Here is a 15,313-nt window from a genome sequence, read left to right on the forward strand (position 1 = left end):
ATTCACACTTGATGGTTATTCGATTACAACCCATGGGTATTGGGACGGCTTATCAAACAGAAGTCGTATTCGATCAGGTGCACAACCTTCCTCGTCAAATACGAGCAGTTCATTCTCGTCCTGGAGCCAGGAAACTGGAACTTTATAATCTTCCTGCGGACCAATCTGCCAATATCGGCCCAGATGATGTCCATTCAGATGGAGTGTTCCCTTGCTCATTCCGGTAAGCCGAACCATCAGATTCACTTGGTAATGTTCCGCTACATCAGACCGCGAGAACTTCCAACGGTACCACACCGGCTGGCCATAGGAACGATCAATCAGCGGACTGGCCATACGATTGCCACTATACTGAACGTCATCATTGGTTTCCATCGGATCAGCCGATCCATTGAATGTACCGAGCGTTTCCCACTGCTTAGGAAGCAGTGCTTCGTTGCCAGCCATGCGCCAATCTGTCAGCTCATCTGCATTTCGGTATAGAATAAGCTCTAATCGGTTCAGAGGGCTGCTGCTGTAAGGCATCTCCAGTGTGTTGACTTCACCTGGTTTCAAATAGAGTGACAGATCCACCGTATGGAATGAAAACCAGTCCTGATATCCTTCGAGTGGTACATCAATGCCATTGATTCGCAGCCCTTTGCTTACAGCTCCAACGAGAATAGCACGGTCCATGCCATCCAGCACGATACTCCGGCTGAGAAGTGGATGTTCCTCCAGATGATTCACTTCATCCAGATGAACAATTCCACTTGCTGCCTGCCAGTCCCGCCGGATATCCTGTACGGTGCCGCCAAGATATACAGGGCCTGCCAATCCTTTGCTCTCTCCCAGATGTGGGGAGAAATTGAGCCTTCCCATGTGCTGGATCAGGATCTGGAGCCTGTTCGTTCCTTTCACAGTCCTCACCGGGATAGCTGCCGCACCAACCTGTCTTACCAGCGCCTGTTCCACGCCACCTACGTACACTCTGGCCGTATCCTGAAGATTCGGCAGAATGAGATTGCGCGTACCTCCTTCCTCACTGTGGAAGTCGCATTCATAGAGCAGATATCCGTAATCCTGCCTGTACTCAGCGAAGTGTTCCGGCTGACCGCTTGGTGATTGCGCCGCTGCTTCTAACTTTATACGTGATACGTCTGGGGATTCAGACAACCTTGGAGGCATCGGCAGCACTGGCAGCTGATGATGGTGATTGCCCTTCGTCTCATGGTAATTCTTCGTATCCTCCGCACGACCGGACTCCACTGCGACATCCGGTTGGATGAACTCGCGTCCAGTCAACATCTGTTCACCACAGGGCCAGCCACCGAGCAGCATCATGGACCGGTCCGGATCGGAGATCATGCCCTTGACCTGCCCGTATGGCAGAATGTTAACATCATCCAACCCGATCACATAACGCAGTTGTTCCTGATCCGCGTCTTCGATTCTCCAGGTTCTGTCCATCGCTTCACTGTCCAGTACAATGATACGGAGCGGGACACCGCCAGCCTCCAGACGAATCGTCCCTGGTTCACGGAAATGGAACAAATCCAGGCGCCGGACATCACGTTCCGGATCGTGATCCAGGAGCAGCTGCATGCTGCTGCTTATCACTCGCAGGGACGGAGCTTCCAGTTCCACAACCGAACGCTGTCCCGTATCTCCCACTATGAACAACGTTCGTTCACCATTAACCATTTCGTTGCCTGTAATCCACACACCACCAGTCAGGAAAACATCATCCGCAATCCGAATCCGGTCAAAAACCGGAACGATCTGCCCAGGGTCCAAAGCAACAGGAAGGGTCCGTCCTTCTTCCAGCGTAATGGGCAACGTCTGCCGTTCATCCAGGTGACTCTCCAGAAACCAGACCGTCTGGTCGCCAGAACGCCGGCCTCGTATGGAGGTCCCCTTTGGATGGCGCGGGCTAATCTCCGCTTCCGGAACCTCTTCGGATTCCATGAAGAACGTTCCGAACGCATTTACGAAATAGGACCACTTCTTCGTTACTGCGTATTTCGGCGTCACACGCCCGTATTCATTCAGCGGTGCATCGTAGTCATACGAAGTGACCATGAATATGTCGCTGCTGCCCACGGTTCTTCCGCCATATCCGCCAAAGTTGGTCCCGCCATAGAACATATAATGGCTGATCCCGGTGTACCCGGCACGGAGAACTTCCAGCAGCCGCTTTTCCAGTAATGGCGCCGTTTTCTGAATGGCTGAGGGTCCGCCCCAATTCTCGAACCATCCGGTCCAGAACTCGGTAACCATCTTCGGCGTATCCGGCTGTTTCTCACGCAGCTTCGCATAATGCCCATCAGCACCTGACCAGAAGTTGGCCCCTTCGATCGTCCCCTCTGCACCCCCTACACAGGTAATGAGCGGAACTTCGATACCCCGCCGCAGCAATCCATCCCGGAGGCGGATCATATGGTCGCTTGCTGCGGCGTCATCCATCAGATACCCGTATTCGTTCTCCACCTGGACAAGAATGACGCTGCCTCCAGTGGATACCTGGCGCTCACGGATGACCGGTATGATCCGGTCGAAGTACAGGTCCACATAGTGCAGATAGGTTTCGTTGTTTTCACGGAATTTCACGTTTGGCTTCGTTTCCAGCCAGTACGGAAATCCGCCAAAATCCCATTCTGCACAGATGAACGGGCCTGGACGTGCAATGACCCACATACCCAGTTCGGCACACAGATCCAGGAAAGCTCCACAGTCACGATCTCCTTCGAAATTCCATTGTCCTTCCTCGGGTTCATGTACGTTCCAGGCAAAGTACGTATCGATACAGTTCATGCCGGCCAGTTTGGCCTTAACTAATACCTCACGCCACTCTGCCCTCGGCATCCGGAAGTAATGAATCGTTGCACTGTTCAAAAATACGCGTTGTCCATTCCACATGAAGCTATGCCGGTCATAACTCCATTCCGAAGTAACACGGTTCTCAGCCCCAGGTTCTGTAATCTTCTCCTGCTCATGAAGCAAAAGGGATCGTTTCTCTGTCAAAGCGTTCCCCTCCTTCTTAAATGTTTGAGTTCATATGTCATTCGTCTATTCCTAATCCAGCGAATGGATCTGCGTCTGTTCGATCTACTCTCCTGCTTTCAACGTTACCTCTTCCAGAACGACGGTGGTCACGGAATTGTCCGCCACAGGCACTTCCACTCCATTGGCATACACCGGAATGTCCTCAAGCTGATCCATACTCCGATCCGGTGAGGTCTGGTACACCTGTGCCGTGGATGAATTCCCAATATCAAAAGACTGCAAATCAAACGCCTTTTTCCCGGCAGACAGTTCATTGCGGATAACCAGCACCAATCTCTGACGCTCTGCGTCATAGGCGGCCAGCGTACGTCCATCATCGGTCGGTATAATCTGTGTACCCGGACGAATGTACTTGGTGAACTGGGCCATGCCGTAGTACTGTTTGGTCATCTCAAACTGCTCATCCCCGTTAAAATTGGCATGGATGAATCCCCAGTTATTATTCGCACCTTCATCTTCAACCGCCTGCCAGTAGACCCAAGCAGAAGGCTGCATGATTTTCAGATCAAACATGATCCGCTCCGCCAGTTCCTGCACGGATGTCATATCTTCGTGATGATGAGGCTCACTGCCTCCCGTGCCATACTCGGACATCCACAATTTCTTGCCGTGCCGCTCGGCCAGGGTGCGAAGTTCCTCCATTTTGCTTCCATTATAAGAATGGGTATTGATCTGCGCGATCACATCCAGCGTATCCTGACCATACATGCTGAAGTTGTGCACGGTCTCATCAATGCTGTTGTCGTCCGCAGCACTGATGACCGTACCATCCAATCCCTTGCTCTTCAGTGATGCAGCCACCTTCTTGATGATCTCGGCCTGCTTGTCGTTGCTGAAGTGACTGCCTTCCTGCATATTGCCTTTTTTCCACCAGTCCGAGGAAGGTTCATTCAGGGGATCCAACGTCCGGAACGTAATGCCCCACTCATCCCGGTAATGCTTCACCACTTCGGTCAAATAATCGGCAAAGGCATCATACTGATCCTCACGCAGATTATTGCCGCCGTCTTCGGCACCCGTTACCGATCCGCTGACTGTCATCCAATACGGTGGTGAGTTGGAGAACGCTTCAGCGATGTTAACTCCGCGTTCGAGCGAGCCCTGCAAGATAGCCCGCTGCCCTGCATCCGCCTCCCAGTCCCACACGCCGGGTTCAGGCTGGAAGCCGGGAACATCACCGCCAGGGCGAAGCGCCTTCATTTCCGGGTTTTCTTCTCCGCCAATATTGTAACGGACGATGTTCAGTCCCAGTCCCTTTTCTGCATCAAAGACCAGATCCATGACTTCATCGACCTTCGCCTGATCCTTCCATCCCCCCAGATCGTTGGCCCACCATGCAAGCGACGTGCCCCATCCTTCAAAATGGTCATAGGACTGTTCCAGCTGCAAACGTACCGGCTCACCCTCAAAAGCAAGCATCTTGGATTTTTCATTGGCAAAATGGTTCATGATGATTCCTCCTCCCGCCAGAAGCACAATCAGGGCCATACCGATCAGGCTATAGCTCTTTTTGCGGCTGCTGCGTCTTTTGTTATCCGCCATGGTTCACCAAGCTCCTTCTCCATGCACGAACATGACATTCACTGATTTTCACGACAGGTTCAATCAATGTACATCCCTCCCGTTACTTGATTCCGCTGCTGCCTCCGCTAATGTTGGCTTCATAGACATAACGCTGTCCGAACAGATAGACCAGTACCATCGGAATGGTCAGGAACAAGGAAGCAATCATGACCAGATTCCAAGGAGGCATCTGCCCGCCGCCAACGGTTGTCAGGAGCTGAACGCCAAGCGCGAGCGGCATTTTCTCCGGATCATTAATATAGATGAGCGGCCCCATGAAGTTCCCCCAGTTATAGGAAAACGAGAAAATGGCGATGGCCGCCAGAATGGGATACGTCAGCGGCATGATGATCTTCCAGTAGATGCCCGGATGTCCCATGCCGTCGATCATCGCTGCTTCATCCAGCGACTTCGGAATGCTCATCACGAACTGACGGATCAGGAATACGTTGAACGCCCCTGCGAAAAAGCTCGGTACGATGAGCGGATAAAATGTATTGATCCAGTCCAGATGACGGAAGATGATGAACTGCGGTACCATCGTGACCTCACCCGGAATCATCATGGTGCTCAGCAGAACGATAAACAGAAACCGGCTGCCTTTGGCCTTGATACGGGCGAAGCCATAAGAAACGATGGAAGCTGACAGGACCGAACCCACGATGGTGAATACGGTAATGATGATTGAATTTTTCAAATAGGTGCCCAGGTTGTTGTTGGTGAAAATTGTGTAGAAGTTCGACCATTGAAACTCCAGCGGCACGAATGTAAAGGCCGACTTCACCGTGGTTGCGTCACTCGCCAGCGCAATCGAGATCATGTACAGGAAGGGCGAAGCAAGCAGCACCCCGACCAGGATCAGAAAAATGTAGGATATCGTTTTCTCCGCTGTGGATGGATTACTCATTCGCTTTTCCCTCCTCGTAGTGCACCCATAGTGCCGATGAACGGAACACAACCAGGGTGAGTGCCATGATGATAATGAACAGCACCCAGGCTATGGCTGAGGCGTAGCCCATTTTGTAGAACTGGAATGCATTCTGAAACAGGTAGGGAACGACCATCTGGCTCGCATTGTCAGGGCCGCCCGCTGTAACAATGAATACCTGTGCGAATGTCTGCAGCGCTCCAATCATCCCGGTAACCAGATTAAAGAAGATGACGGGCGTGAGCATCGGAAAGGTAATATGGAAGAAGGACTGTGTGCTCTTCGCTCCGTCAATGGCAGCAGCCTCGTACAGCTCCTGGGGAATGCCTTTCATACCCGCCAGCAGCAGTACCACGCCACCCCCAACGCCCCAGAGGGACATGAGAATCAATGCAGGTTTGACCCAGTTCGGATCGAGCAGCCAGGCAGGACCCGGAATGCCGAAGATGGACAGAGCCTTGTTAATCAACCCTTCGGTCGGTGCCAGCAAATGAATGAAGAGCAGTGAGCTTGCTACGACCGGTACGACCGACGGCAGATAGAACAATATGCGAAAAAAGGTAATGCCCTTGATTTTTTTGTTCAGATAATAAGCGATCCAGAGAGAAATAGACATGCCGAGCGGAATGGATATCAAAGCATAGAAGAACGTATTACCCACGGACTTCCAGAACAGCGGATCATCGGTGAGCAGCGTTTTGTAGTTGTCGATACCGACAAATTCCGGGGTCTGGAACAGATCCCAGTTGGTGAAGCTCATATAGATGGAAAACAGGATCGGACCCAGAGTAAGCCCCAGGAAACCGATCAGCCAAGGCGAGATGAAGAGATAAAACCATTTCCCGTCTTTTTTTCTCACATTAAGCCCTCCCCATGACGTAGAGAGCAGATGGAGGTACGCACAAGTTTATGTGCAGCGCTCCATCTGTCCCCCTGTCCATGCTATTTGTAGAGTCGTTCCAGCCCACTCTGAATTTCGGTTACCGTATCATCCAGTGAAGCCTTGTTGTTGAAGTAGACGCCAAGCTTGTCATTGATCAGTTTCATCATTTCGTTCCATTGCGGGTTGAATGGTTCTGCATAAATGGTGGATTCGCTGAACGCAGCCATGTTGATCTTCTTGCCGCCATATTCGGCATTCAGGAATTCATCGCTGGACAGTCCCGCCTTCGTAGCGGGTGCATCCTGCCCTGCCTTGATCATCGGCATCTGTGCCTCAGGCGTCGTCAGTGCTTCAATGATCTTGAACGCTTCCTCTTTGTGCTTCGATGCATTCGTGATGGTGAAGCCGTTGAAGAACGCGTTCGTCTCCCCCCATACCGGAGAGATATCCCAGTTGATACCTTCCACCTTGGCCAGTGAACCGATGTTCCAGAACCCTGTCGTTTCCATCGCGATTTTGCCCTGAGCGAACAGCGGGTCCGCACCGATATTGCCCATGTCGGCGATCTCCGTCGGCGTCGGTCCTGCACCGTGCGTAAAGATCAGGTCGTTCATGAATTGCAGTGCATTGCGCACCGGTTCCGTGTTGAAGGTTGGCTTGCCGCTCTCGTCGAACAGCGCTCCGCCGTTCTGGTAAATCAGCTGCATCCACTGAGGCCACCAGCTTCCCGGGTAGTACCCCCATTGAACCGTCTTGCCGTTCTCCTGCACCGTCAGCTTCTTAGCTGCTTCAAGCAGGTCTTCCTGGGTCCAGTCCTTGGTTGGATATTCCACCCCAGCCTTATCGAACAGATCCTTGTTATAAAAGAGTACCATCGCGCCTGCGCGGTCCGGCATGCCGAACTGCTTGCCATCGTATTTCATGAGGTTCGCGATGTCATCGGAGTAACGCTCTGACATGTTGACATTGTTCGCCTGGATCATCTCATCCAGCGGAATGATCTGATTTTTGGAGGCGTACGCCTGATAGTTCTCGGCAATCATCATGATGTCGGGCGCAGTTCCCCCGGCGATCATAGTCTGTACCTTCTGGTCATAATCCCCGGCAACCACGTTGAGCTTCACGTTAATATCGGGATATGTCTGTTTTACAATGTCGAGTCTCTCCTGGTAAATCTTCTTCTCATCCTCCGAGCCCCAGATGGTCATGCTCAGATCAACCTTGCCTCCGGCCCCGCCGGCTGAATCGCCGCCGTCTCCGCTGCTGCAAGCTGTCAGAACCACAACCATAACCAACATCAATAACGAAATGACCTTTAAACTTCTTCTCATACGGTACGCCCCCTCGAAATAATGAATGGATGACCACACTGAAACCCGTTTCATGAAATGGGTTTCATAAGGCTTAAAACTAAAACCCGTTCCACTTCATGAAAGGGGTTTCATTTACGGACTCATTATATTTCACCTTTCGAGGGAATGTCAACGCTTTCTTTTCCAGATGTCCGTCCCTTTATCGCTTGGCAGGACCCGTACTCTGACGGATAATCAGCTCCGGCTGCAGCACAGTTTGCTTCTTCGCTTGTCCCTGATTAATCAGCTCGTGCAGCTTATCCACTGCCAGCTTGCCAAGCTGATACGTATTCTGTGACACGGTCGTCAGTTCCGGAATAACCGCACTGGCCAGCGGCGTATCATCGAATCCCACGATGGAAATATCCTGCGGAATCGACAGGCCATGTTCAATCGTTGCCTTGATCGCACCAATCGCAGTGTAATCATTCACACAGATGACTCCTGTCGGTGGATTGTCCTGCTCCAGCAGCTTGGACATTTCCCGTTTGCCGTCATCGATGGAGAAACTGCCGAGCAGCTGGCGTTCTTTCGGAATTTCGAGTCCATGCTCCCGCAGTTTTTTCTGTACGGCCTTGACCTTGACCATCGTTGTGGACAGTTCTCTTAATCCGCCTACAAAAGCGATGTCCCGATGTCCCAGTTCCAGCAAATGTTCCGCAGCGAGTACAGCTCCTGCCCCTTCATCCGTGTAAACCCGGTGGAAACCTCCTTTGGGTATATTGCCATTGACCAATACAATCGGCATGCGTTTGCCCATGTCGATCAATTCCTGAGCCATGTCGTCAGGACAATGCTGCATGTTGATTCTTCCACCGAGGAAAATAATGCCGTCCACCCGCTTTTCGCGCAAAATGGACAGATACTCGGACTCCCGGTTGTAATCCCCTGCCGTATTGCACAGAAAGAACGTGTAACCCAAGCCGCGTGCCTCATTCTCGGCACCCCAGAATACTTCCGGGAAGAACGGATTGGTAATGTCGGGAAGGATGATGGCAATCGTGCCCGTCTCTTTCTTGATCAGGCTTCGTGCCTGTGCATTGGGCTGGAACTGGTGCTTCTCGATAATCGACATGATCTTCTCCCTCGTGCTTGCCCGCACGGGTGCCGTATCGTTGAGCACCCGGGAGACGGTCGCAACAGATACGTTCGCTTCTTTCGCGATGTCATAAATGGTGATCGGTGTCATAAGTGGAACCTTCCTTTGTCTCTAATTTTCCTGCTTATCATACCAGATAAGGATGGGTGATGTAATGGGTTTCACTCTGATGCATCAACCTCGTGTCAAAATAAACAGCTTGCTGTCGGCATTCACGACCTGCGTGCCGTTGTCCAGCTGCACAAGGGACGTATCCCAGTGGGTATGTCCGCAAAAGACAACCGTCTCCGGCCCGGCCTCCAGGACCTGCCGGATCAGCGGTTCGCCCTTGAGCCCAAGCTCGGGAATACCCGGGCTCTGGTGCAGCAGTAAGCAATCCGGCTGCTGTTTCAGCAGCTTGTTCACGGATTGCAGGTAGTGCTTCTCCGGCAGCCGGTTCGGCTTGTCCGGCCTGCCGATAATGCCGCCCAGGCCAGCGATGCGCAGCAGCTGTGACTGGGCGGCAGCATGCGGCGCAGGGCCATCCGCTGGCGGGCCTGCGTCAATGACGGCTGGGACATCCATGTAGTGGATGCCCTCGCCGCTGTGCAGCCGATGAGCGCCTGCTTCATCGGTGAGATCATGGTTGCCGTCCACACCGGCAACCCAGCCGAAGGCTTCCCGGAAGGCAAGCCAGACGGGAACCGGATTGCCGCTGGCTCCCCTTTTGCCGCGCCGGGCATACAGGTCTCCGCACAGTAACACTCCCACACGATTCGGATCAACCTCCGGCCATTCCACTTCCAGCAGCAGCCGAACATGGGCGGGCAGCATTACACCGAGCAATACATCCATGTCAGATCCAGCCGCTGCATCGGCTGTCATCTTGTGCGTTTCCATCTGGGGCACAGACACAATGCCCTGCAGATCCGAAGCCACAATAAGTGCATCTATACCCTCTGGCAGCCCGGAAACCGTACCATGATATATGGGCAGCTGTGCCTCTGTGACCTCTCCCCCGGGGATGGTATTCAGGTAATCATACGGTTCGATCGGCTGGTCGTTCAGGTTCAAGATTTTCATGCAAATTCGCCTCCTTCGCTGACGAAACATGGAGCAAATTAGTCTTCATTTTTCCTTGATTTTGGCATGGATACTCCTTCTATTTTACATCACTCGCCCATATATTAAATTGTAAGCGAATTCATATGGTGATTAGAGGAGTGTGAACTTACGTTATGATCATTCAGGTCAGCCCGCTGGCAGAATCCAGACTTAACGCGATGCTGGGAGATCGGCCAGGCTATTTAAAGCTGTTTTATGACACCGATGGATGCGGATGCGATGGCACTGCGGTCCTCCTGATCGTTAACGAACCGGATAGTGATGACATTCCGATTGAATCCGGTGCGCTCCCTTTTCTCATCAACAAACAGCAGCAGATATATTTCGAGTCCAACTTGCGTCTGCAATCGGAGAACAGCTTCCCTTCGTACCGGCTGACCAGTGATTCCATGATCTACGGCAGCCATGTCAAGGTCCATGATCTTCGGGATACGGCCAACTCTTCACCCGAGCCGCTCAGTTGGTTCGTCCGCTGATTTATTTTACTACGCTTAAACACATATGCAAAAGCCGGCACTCCCATTGGAGCGACCGGCTTTTGTTATGTAAGGCATGGAATAATTACGTTTTTATCGAATTTTCAGTTATCGTAATACCTTCCTCCTCTAAGCTGCCTCTTGACCAAATTGGGTTTGAAGTCTACATTATCATGTAAGCTAATCAAGCCTAATCAATCCGCGAGAGGAGGAGCTCTTATCACACCATTCTATGACGTCATTATCGTTGGAGCAGGCTCCATGGGGATGAGTGCAGGTTATTATCTGGCACGAAGCGGGCTAAAAACCCTGATGATTGATGCTTTTGATCCCCCACATACCGAAGGGAGCCATCATGGAGAGTCGCGATTGATTCGCCATGTTTACAGCGGGGGACCTGATTACATCGCGATGGCGCTTCTTGCCCAGAATTTATGGCAGGAGCTGGAGGATATAACGGGTAATAATCTATTTGTTCGTTCAGGAGTCATCAACCTGGTTGATCCAGAATTCCATACGTTTCGCGACCGGTTGACTCATGCAGACGATGCCGGAGTCCGATATGAAATGCTGCGTGCAAATGAAGTGATGAAGCGCTGGTCAGGGATTACCATACCTGAGCATTATGAAGGCATGTACGAACCGGATGCTGGTTATCTGTTCAGTGAACGCTGCATTCAGACGTATCGGCAAGCCGCAGAACAAGCGGGAGCCACGCTGCTGACGCATACTCCTGTGGAACATGTCGAGTGCGGACCTCAGTCCGTATCCGTTAAAACCGCTGGTGGAGAAACGTATCACGCAAGTAAGCTCATACTCAGCACAGGTGCCTGGTTTCAGATATTGAAACCATTTGTGGATCTCCCGATCCGGGCCGTTCGCAAAACGGTAGGATGGTTCGATGCACCGGAGGCATTGTTCGGCGAAGAACATTTCCCTGGTTTCACGATATCCGAACGGGAAGGGATCTATTACGGATTCCCCAGCATCGGCGGGGCCGGAGTGAAGATTGGCCGTCATGATACAGGACCTACATGGAAACCAGGAGAATCACAGACACCGTTCGGAACGGATGAAACGGACGAGGGTGAACTGCGGAGGCTGCTTGAGCTTCGAATGCCACAGGCGGCAGGTCAATTGAAGCGTGGCAGTGTATGCAAATACGAAATGACGCCTGATGAGGATTTTATTATTGATCGTCACCCGCTGCATGAGCATGTTTGGCTGGCAGGCGGATTCTCGGGTCACGGATTCAAATTCGCGAGCGCAGTTGGTAAAATACTGTCCGATCTTGTACAGACAGGGCATACGGATCAGGACATTCGAAGGTTTGCCCTGTCCCGATTCGTCAAGACCGGCGTCTCATCATCCCTATAAATTCAAAAGACGTGCAGGGACATCATCGATCTCGATCGATTGGCGTCCTTGTACGTCTTCTTCATGAACACTTTTAATATCAGAAAATAATTCTTATGATCTTGCTTGCTTAAAGCGGATGGATTATTTCATTTCACTTAGTTCATTTTGATTGCTTCATTGGGTCAATTCGTTTTAAACTTCGCCGCTTCCTCTGCAAGCCGTTTGGTCAGCTCATCAATGGTCTGCACCATCTCTGCCAAATGCTCTGTCATCCCCGCTTGCTCCTGCATCGTTGCGGTCACTTCCTCAACTGAAGCTGATACTTCCTCACCGGAAGCAGACAAGTTCTGTGCGGCCCCAAGGACATCATCCTTGTCACGCTCTATGGATTCGATCTCGGAAGCAATGGCCTGTACCTGGTCCATGATTTCATGCATATTTTGCGTGACAAACGTAAAGGTTTCCTTCGTTTGACCAACACTGCTCTTATGCTGTTCTGCAATGGCCTCAATGGCTTGTACGCTGCGGTTGTTCTGCTCGACATGTTCAATTGTCTGCATCACAATCCGCTTGATGTCTTCCGACTGTGCGGTCGTCTGCTCTGCCAGTTTACGGATTTCAGAGGCAACAACGGCGAAGCCGCGTCCCTGATCTCCTGCTCTGGCTGCCTCAATGGAAGCATTGAGTGCAAGCAGCTTCGTCTGATTCGCAATCTCGGCAATGGTGCCTGTAATCTGATGAATCCCCGTAGAACTCTCCGCAAGTTGCACCGTAATTTTAGAGATATTGCCAACTTCAATCTCGTTCTGATTGTTCACGGCAATGAGCTTATCGACGACTTCATGATTGTTTTCAAATGCGTTGGTAATCTCATCAGCTTTGCGTTTCACCGCCTGTGATTTCTCGCTCACACTGGCAATCTTGCTTCCTACGTTCATGAATTTATCCACGATAGATTCCGTATCACTTGCCTGTGATTCCATGGCACGTGAAATTTCCATTGCGGTGGTTGTTGTATCCGCAATGGATGCGGAAGTCTGCTGCGTGGATTGATCCAGCTCGGTTGTACTGGTGTTCAACGTTCCAATGGAGCTGTTCATGCTGGAGATAAGCTGCCTGTTGGCACTCGCCATTGTGTTGAAGCTGTCCGCCAAGTCTTTGAACTCTCCGCTGTATTTGCCTTCTGCCTGAACGGTCAGGTCTCCGCTTGCGAGTTGTCTAAATAATCCAGTCAGTCTGGTTATCGGTTTAGTTAACATCAGCGAGATCAGAATTCCAGCTGCGATGGAAACCGCAATGGCACTGAACAGCACGATATACATTTTGTTCGCCATGGATACGAGCGGCTTCCGCACGTCCTCGTACGAATCCTCCACGATTACCGTCCAATCAGAGCGTGGAATTTTGGAGTAGAATATCACTTTTTCTTCCGAGCTGACTTCCCCTTGCTGCAGCTGTTCGCTTGGAGGCAGATCAATCAATGTCTGATATTCCCCGGACTCCATCTTCTGGCCAGCCAATGTCTCATCAGACGAATGGAACATCACCGTACCTACACGATCCAGGATGATAACACTACCATTTTCATTGATTTCGATATTCTGCAGCTGGTCGACGAAGAACGAGGTGGTTGCAGTAGATACCAACACGCCTTCTACTTGATTGTCATCATTATAAATTGGCATGGCAAAAGCGTTCCCCAACGTACCTAACGTTTTGGAAATAATCCCGTCACTGATGACATTCCGCCCTTGAATGGCCTGCTTAAAGTAATCACGATCTGCACGTTCACCCTTGAGTGCTGACGGATCATTCGCTGCAACAATAATGCCTTCCTTGTCCAGCAAGATAATGTTGCTGTTGCCCTCCATTCCTGCGAGACTGTCAGCCAGTATGCCATTCGCTTTGTCAATCAGTTCACTGTTTTCCGAGAAAAATGCATCATCGCTCTGTTCTCCTGAATTTCGTATCTGGAGCAATTCCTCAAATGTACGATGGGTCGTAATCAGAAACGTTGACTGTTCCTCCAGGGTAAGGGATGTGAACAATCCCGCCCCGATCCGATCGGAAGTCGCTTTAATCTCATCTTTACTTTTGTCCAGCGTAATATTTTCTGCAACCCTATAACATAAGATCGCCGTAACTACCAATACGATACATACCAGCACACTGATCATCAGCGGCAATCTGACCCTGAAGGACATATTCGTCATGCTTCCCTTCACCTTACCGAATAACTTCACTGCATTTCACCTTCCATTTTCATCATGATGTAATCCATACTTTATGTATTTTCTTTATATCGGTATGTATCTGTGAATTGTTCAGTGATATGAACATTTGCAATGATGTTTTCATATTCGTGCAGTACCTCTGACGCCCTTTCTCCAGGATCTTGCTAGGACAAAGGAGAGAGCAACCGATTAACAAAACTAGACTTTGGTTTAATACAAAATATTACATCACTTACGTATAATCAAAGAACTACATATTTATTAGGGAGAGAACTAAAATTGAATACAAAAATGCCCACATTGTTAAACGTTATACGCTCACTGCTCGGGGTGCAGATGATCTATATGGGAATTGCCACAGGCTTTGTAATCTACGATATGCTGCGACACAGTTCTGATTACGCCGCGTTTCCGCTATCTGATCAGGTTGCTTACTTCACGAGTGCAGGAGTTCGTATTCTGCTGATCCTGGGACCCCCGATTCTGACCATGATATTCATTGCAAAAAGAAAATATAAACTGACCCTAACCTTCATGAGTCTTACCTTTTTGTTCACTGCCGGACTGCTTCAGAACTTTCTAGTGGTTCTGCATTTGTTCATGCTGCTTGTACTCCTGCTCCACAAACCGAGCAAGATGTATCTCAAGCAGGAGGCTCATGTACGGCAGTATTCCAAGCGTGATTTGCAAGTATAGATTGATATGTGGAATGGAGTCTGTGAATAGAATGAAACCTAAGTTCCCCGTGATGCTGAATGTAGTACGCATCTTGCTTAGTATCAAAGTTGTCTATCTTATCGTTGCTTTTAGTGTATTCCTCTATATTTTCAGTCAAAATCCAGAGATTGTTGCGGGCCATCAAGTTAACGGAAATGATTTGATTAGTCTCACCAATGAGATTACTGGCAGAATCATATTTTTTATAGGCCCTAGCTTGCTTGCTGTCATTTCCATTACGAAACGAAAGTTTAGATCCACTGTTACTTTCCTGAGTATCGCTGCTTTTCTTGGCGTATTGAATGAGGGACTACTAACCGCACTCGTTCAACTTTTTGCCTTGTTGATCGTGTTACTGCATCGCCCAAGCAAAAAATTCTTGAAACGACAGGATTCAGATATTACAGCCACAAAGTATGTTGCCAAGAAGAGCCTGACCTAATCGTCAGTCTCTTTTTTGTGTGTGGCTGTAGGTTGTTTTATTAGAAAGAGCCCCTCCTTTTCTCTTGAAAAAGGAAGGGGCTCAGCTTTGGTTTATTATGGATCATCAGCT

General features: G+C 50.3%; 12 protein-coding genes. 4 read left to right on the forward strand and 8 right to left on the reverse strand.

Annotation, left to right across the window (positions count from 1 at the left end; translation table 11 throughout):
* Nucleotides 1-15: 15 nt before the first annotated feature.
* The 7 genes from CHH60_RS13765 to CHH60_RS13795 form a co-directional block, all read right to left on the reverse strand.
* A complete protein-coding gene (locus tag CHH60_RS13765) occupies nucleotides 16-3,003 on the reverse strand; it encodes a beta-galactosidase (RefSeq protein WP_095359663.1) in 2,988 nt (995 codons plus the stop codon).
* An 84-nt stretch (nucleotides 3,004-3,087) separates the two neighbouring features.
* Nucleotides 3,088-4,587 (reverse strand): glycoside hydrolase family 30 protein, encoded by a 1,500-nt coding sequence (locus CHH60_RS13770; protein ID WP_095359664.1) that lies wholly within the window; start codon nucleotides 4,585-4,587, stop codon nucleotides 3,088-3,090.
* Nucleotides 4,588-4,669: 82 nt separating this feature from the next.
* Nucleotides 4,670-5,515 carry a carbohydrate ABC transporter permease gene (locus CHH60_RS13775; RefSeq protein ID WP_095289651.1) on the reverse strand — a complete coding sequence of 282 codons (846 nt, stop codon included), beginning with the start codon at nucleotides 5,513-5,515 and terminating at the stop codon, nucleotides 4,670-4,672.
* On the reverse strand, nucleotides 5,508-6,395 hold the full coding sequence (locus tag CHH60_RS13780; RefSeq protein ID WP_095359665.1) for a carbohydrate ABC transporter permease: 888 nt from the start codon (nucleotides 6,393-6,395) through the stop codon (nucleotides 5,508-5,510). The genes CHH60_RS13775 and CHH60_RS13780 overlap by 8 nt, the downstream gene beginning before the upstream one ends.
* Nucleotides 6,396-6,478: 83 nt before the next feature.
* Entirely contained in the window at nucleotides 6,479-7,750 is a 1,272-nt protein-coding gene (locus CHH60_RS13785) for an ABC transporter substrate-binding protein (RefSeq protein ID WP_095359666.1), read from the reverse strand.
* Nucleotides 7,751-7,931: 181 nt separating this feature from the next.
* Entirely contained in the window at nucleotides 7,932-8,960 is a 1,029-nt protein-coding gene (locus tag CHH60_RS13790) for a LacI family DNA-binding transcriptional regulator (protein ID WP_095359667.1), read from the reverse strand.
* 84 nt (nucleotides 8,961-9,044) lie between these two features.
* Nucleotides 9,045-9,932, reverse strand: coding sequence for a metallophosphoesterase family protein (locus CHH60_RS13795; protein ID WP_095359668.1), 888 nt, complete (start codon nucleotides 9,930-9,932; stop codon nucleotides 9,045-9,047).
* 155 nt (nucleotides 9,933-10,087) lie between these two features.
* On the opposite strand from CHH60_RS13795, the gene CHH60_RS13800 reads away from it, so the two are divergent.
* Both CHH60_RS13800 and solA read left to right on the forward strand, forming a co-directional pair.
* Nucleotides 10,088-10,450 carry an iron-sulfur cluster biosynthesis family protein gene (locus CHH60_RS13800; protein WP_095289646.1) on the forward strand — a complete coding sequence of 121 codons (363 nt, stop codon included), beginning with the start codon at nucleotides 10,088-10,090 and terminating at the stop codon, nucleotides 10,448-10,450.
* 219 nt (nucleotides 10,451-10,669) lie between these two features.
* A complete protein-coding gene (gene solA, locus CHH60_RS13805; RefSeq protein ID WP_255247940.1) occupies nucleotides 10,670-11,827 on the forward strand; it encodes an N-methyl-L-tryptophan oxidase in 1,158 nt (385 codons plus the stop codon).
* A gap of 164 nt (nucleotides 11,828-11,991) precedes the next feature.
* On the opposite strand, the gene CHH60_RS13810 is transcribed toward solA, so the two are convergent.
* The gene (locus tag CHH60_RS13810; RefSeq protein ID WP_141236951.1) at nucleotides 11,992-14,052 is read right to left on the reverse strand and encodes a methyl-accepting chemotaxis protein; all 2,061 of its coding nucleotides are present in this window, start codon (nucleotides 14,050-14,052) and stop codon (nucleotides 11,992-11,994) included.
* Nucleotides 14,053-14,322: 270 nt separating this feature from the next.
* Here CHH60_RS13810 and CHH60_RS13815 point away from each other — a divergent pair, with 270 nt between their 5' ends.
* Complete coding sequence (locus CHH60_RS13815) at nucleotides 14,323-14,739, forward strand: hypothetical protein (protein ID WP_095359671.1); 417 nt, start codon at nucleotides 14,323-14,325, stop codon at nucleotides 14,737-14,739.
* Between the two features lie 52 nt (nucleotides 14,740-14,791).
* Entirely contained in the window at nucleotides 14,792-15,202 is a 411-nt protein-coding gene (locus CHH60_RS13820; RefSeq protein WP_176476057.1) for a hypothetical protein, read from the forward strand.
* Nucleotides 15,203-15,313: the final 111 nt, after the last annotated feature.

The sequence above is a fragment of the Paenibacillus sp. 7523-1 genome (assembly GCF_002276415.1).
Taxonomy (GTDB): Bacteria; Bacillota; Bacilli; order Paenibacillales; family Paenibacillaceae; genus Paenibacillus; species Paenibacillus illinoisensis_A.

What these genes read in the sequence shown, in the direction of transcription:
- CHH60_RS13770 (WP_095359664.1), bottom strand. Translation starts at nt 4,587, where the DNA reads ATGGCGGATAACAAAAGACGCAGCAGCCGCAAAAAGAGCTATAGCCTG.
- CHH60_RS13790 (WP_095359667.1), bottom strand. Translation starts at nt 8,960, where the DNA reads ATGACACCGATCACCATTTATGACATCGCGAAAGAAGCGAACGTATCT.
- CHH60_RS13775 (WP_095289651.1), bottom strand. Translation starts at nt 5,515, where the DNA reads ATGAGTAATCCATCCACAGCGGAGAAAACGATATCCTACATTTTTCTG.
- CHH60_RS13785 (WP_095359666.1), bottom strand. Translation starts at nt 7,750, where the DNA reads ATGAGAAGAAGTTTAAAGGTCATTTCGTTATTGATGTTGGTTATGGTT.
- CHH60_RS13800 (WP_095289646.1), top strand. Translation starts at nt 10,088, where the DNA reads ATGATCATTCAGGTCAGCCCGCTGGCAGAATCCAGACTTAACGCGATG.
- CHH60_RS13820 (WP_176476057.1), top strand. Translation starts at nt 14,792, where the DNA reads ATGCTGAATGTAGTACGCATCTTGCTTAGTATCAAAGTTGTCTATCTT.
- CHH60_RS13795 (WP_095359668.1), bottom strand. Translation starts at nt 9,932, where the DNA reads ATGAAAATCTTGAACCTGAACGACCAGCCGATCGAACCGTATGATTAC.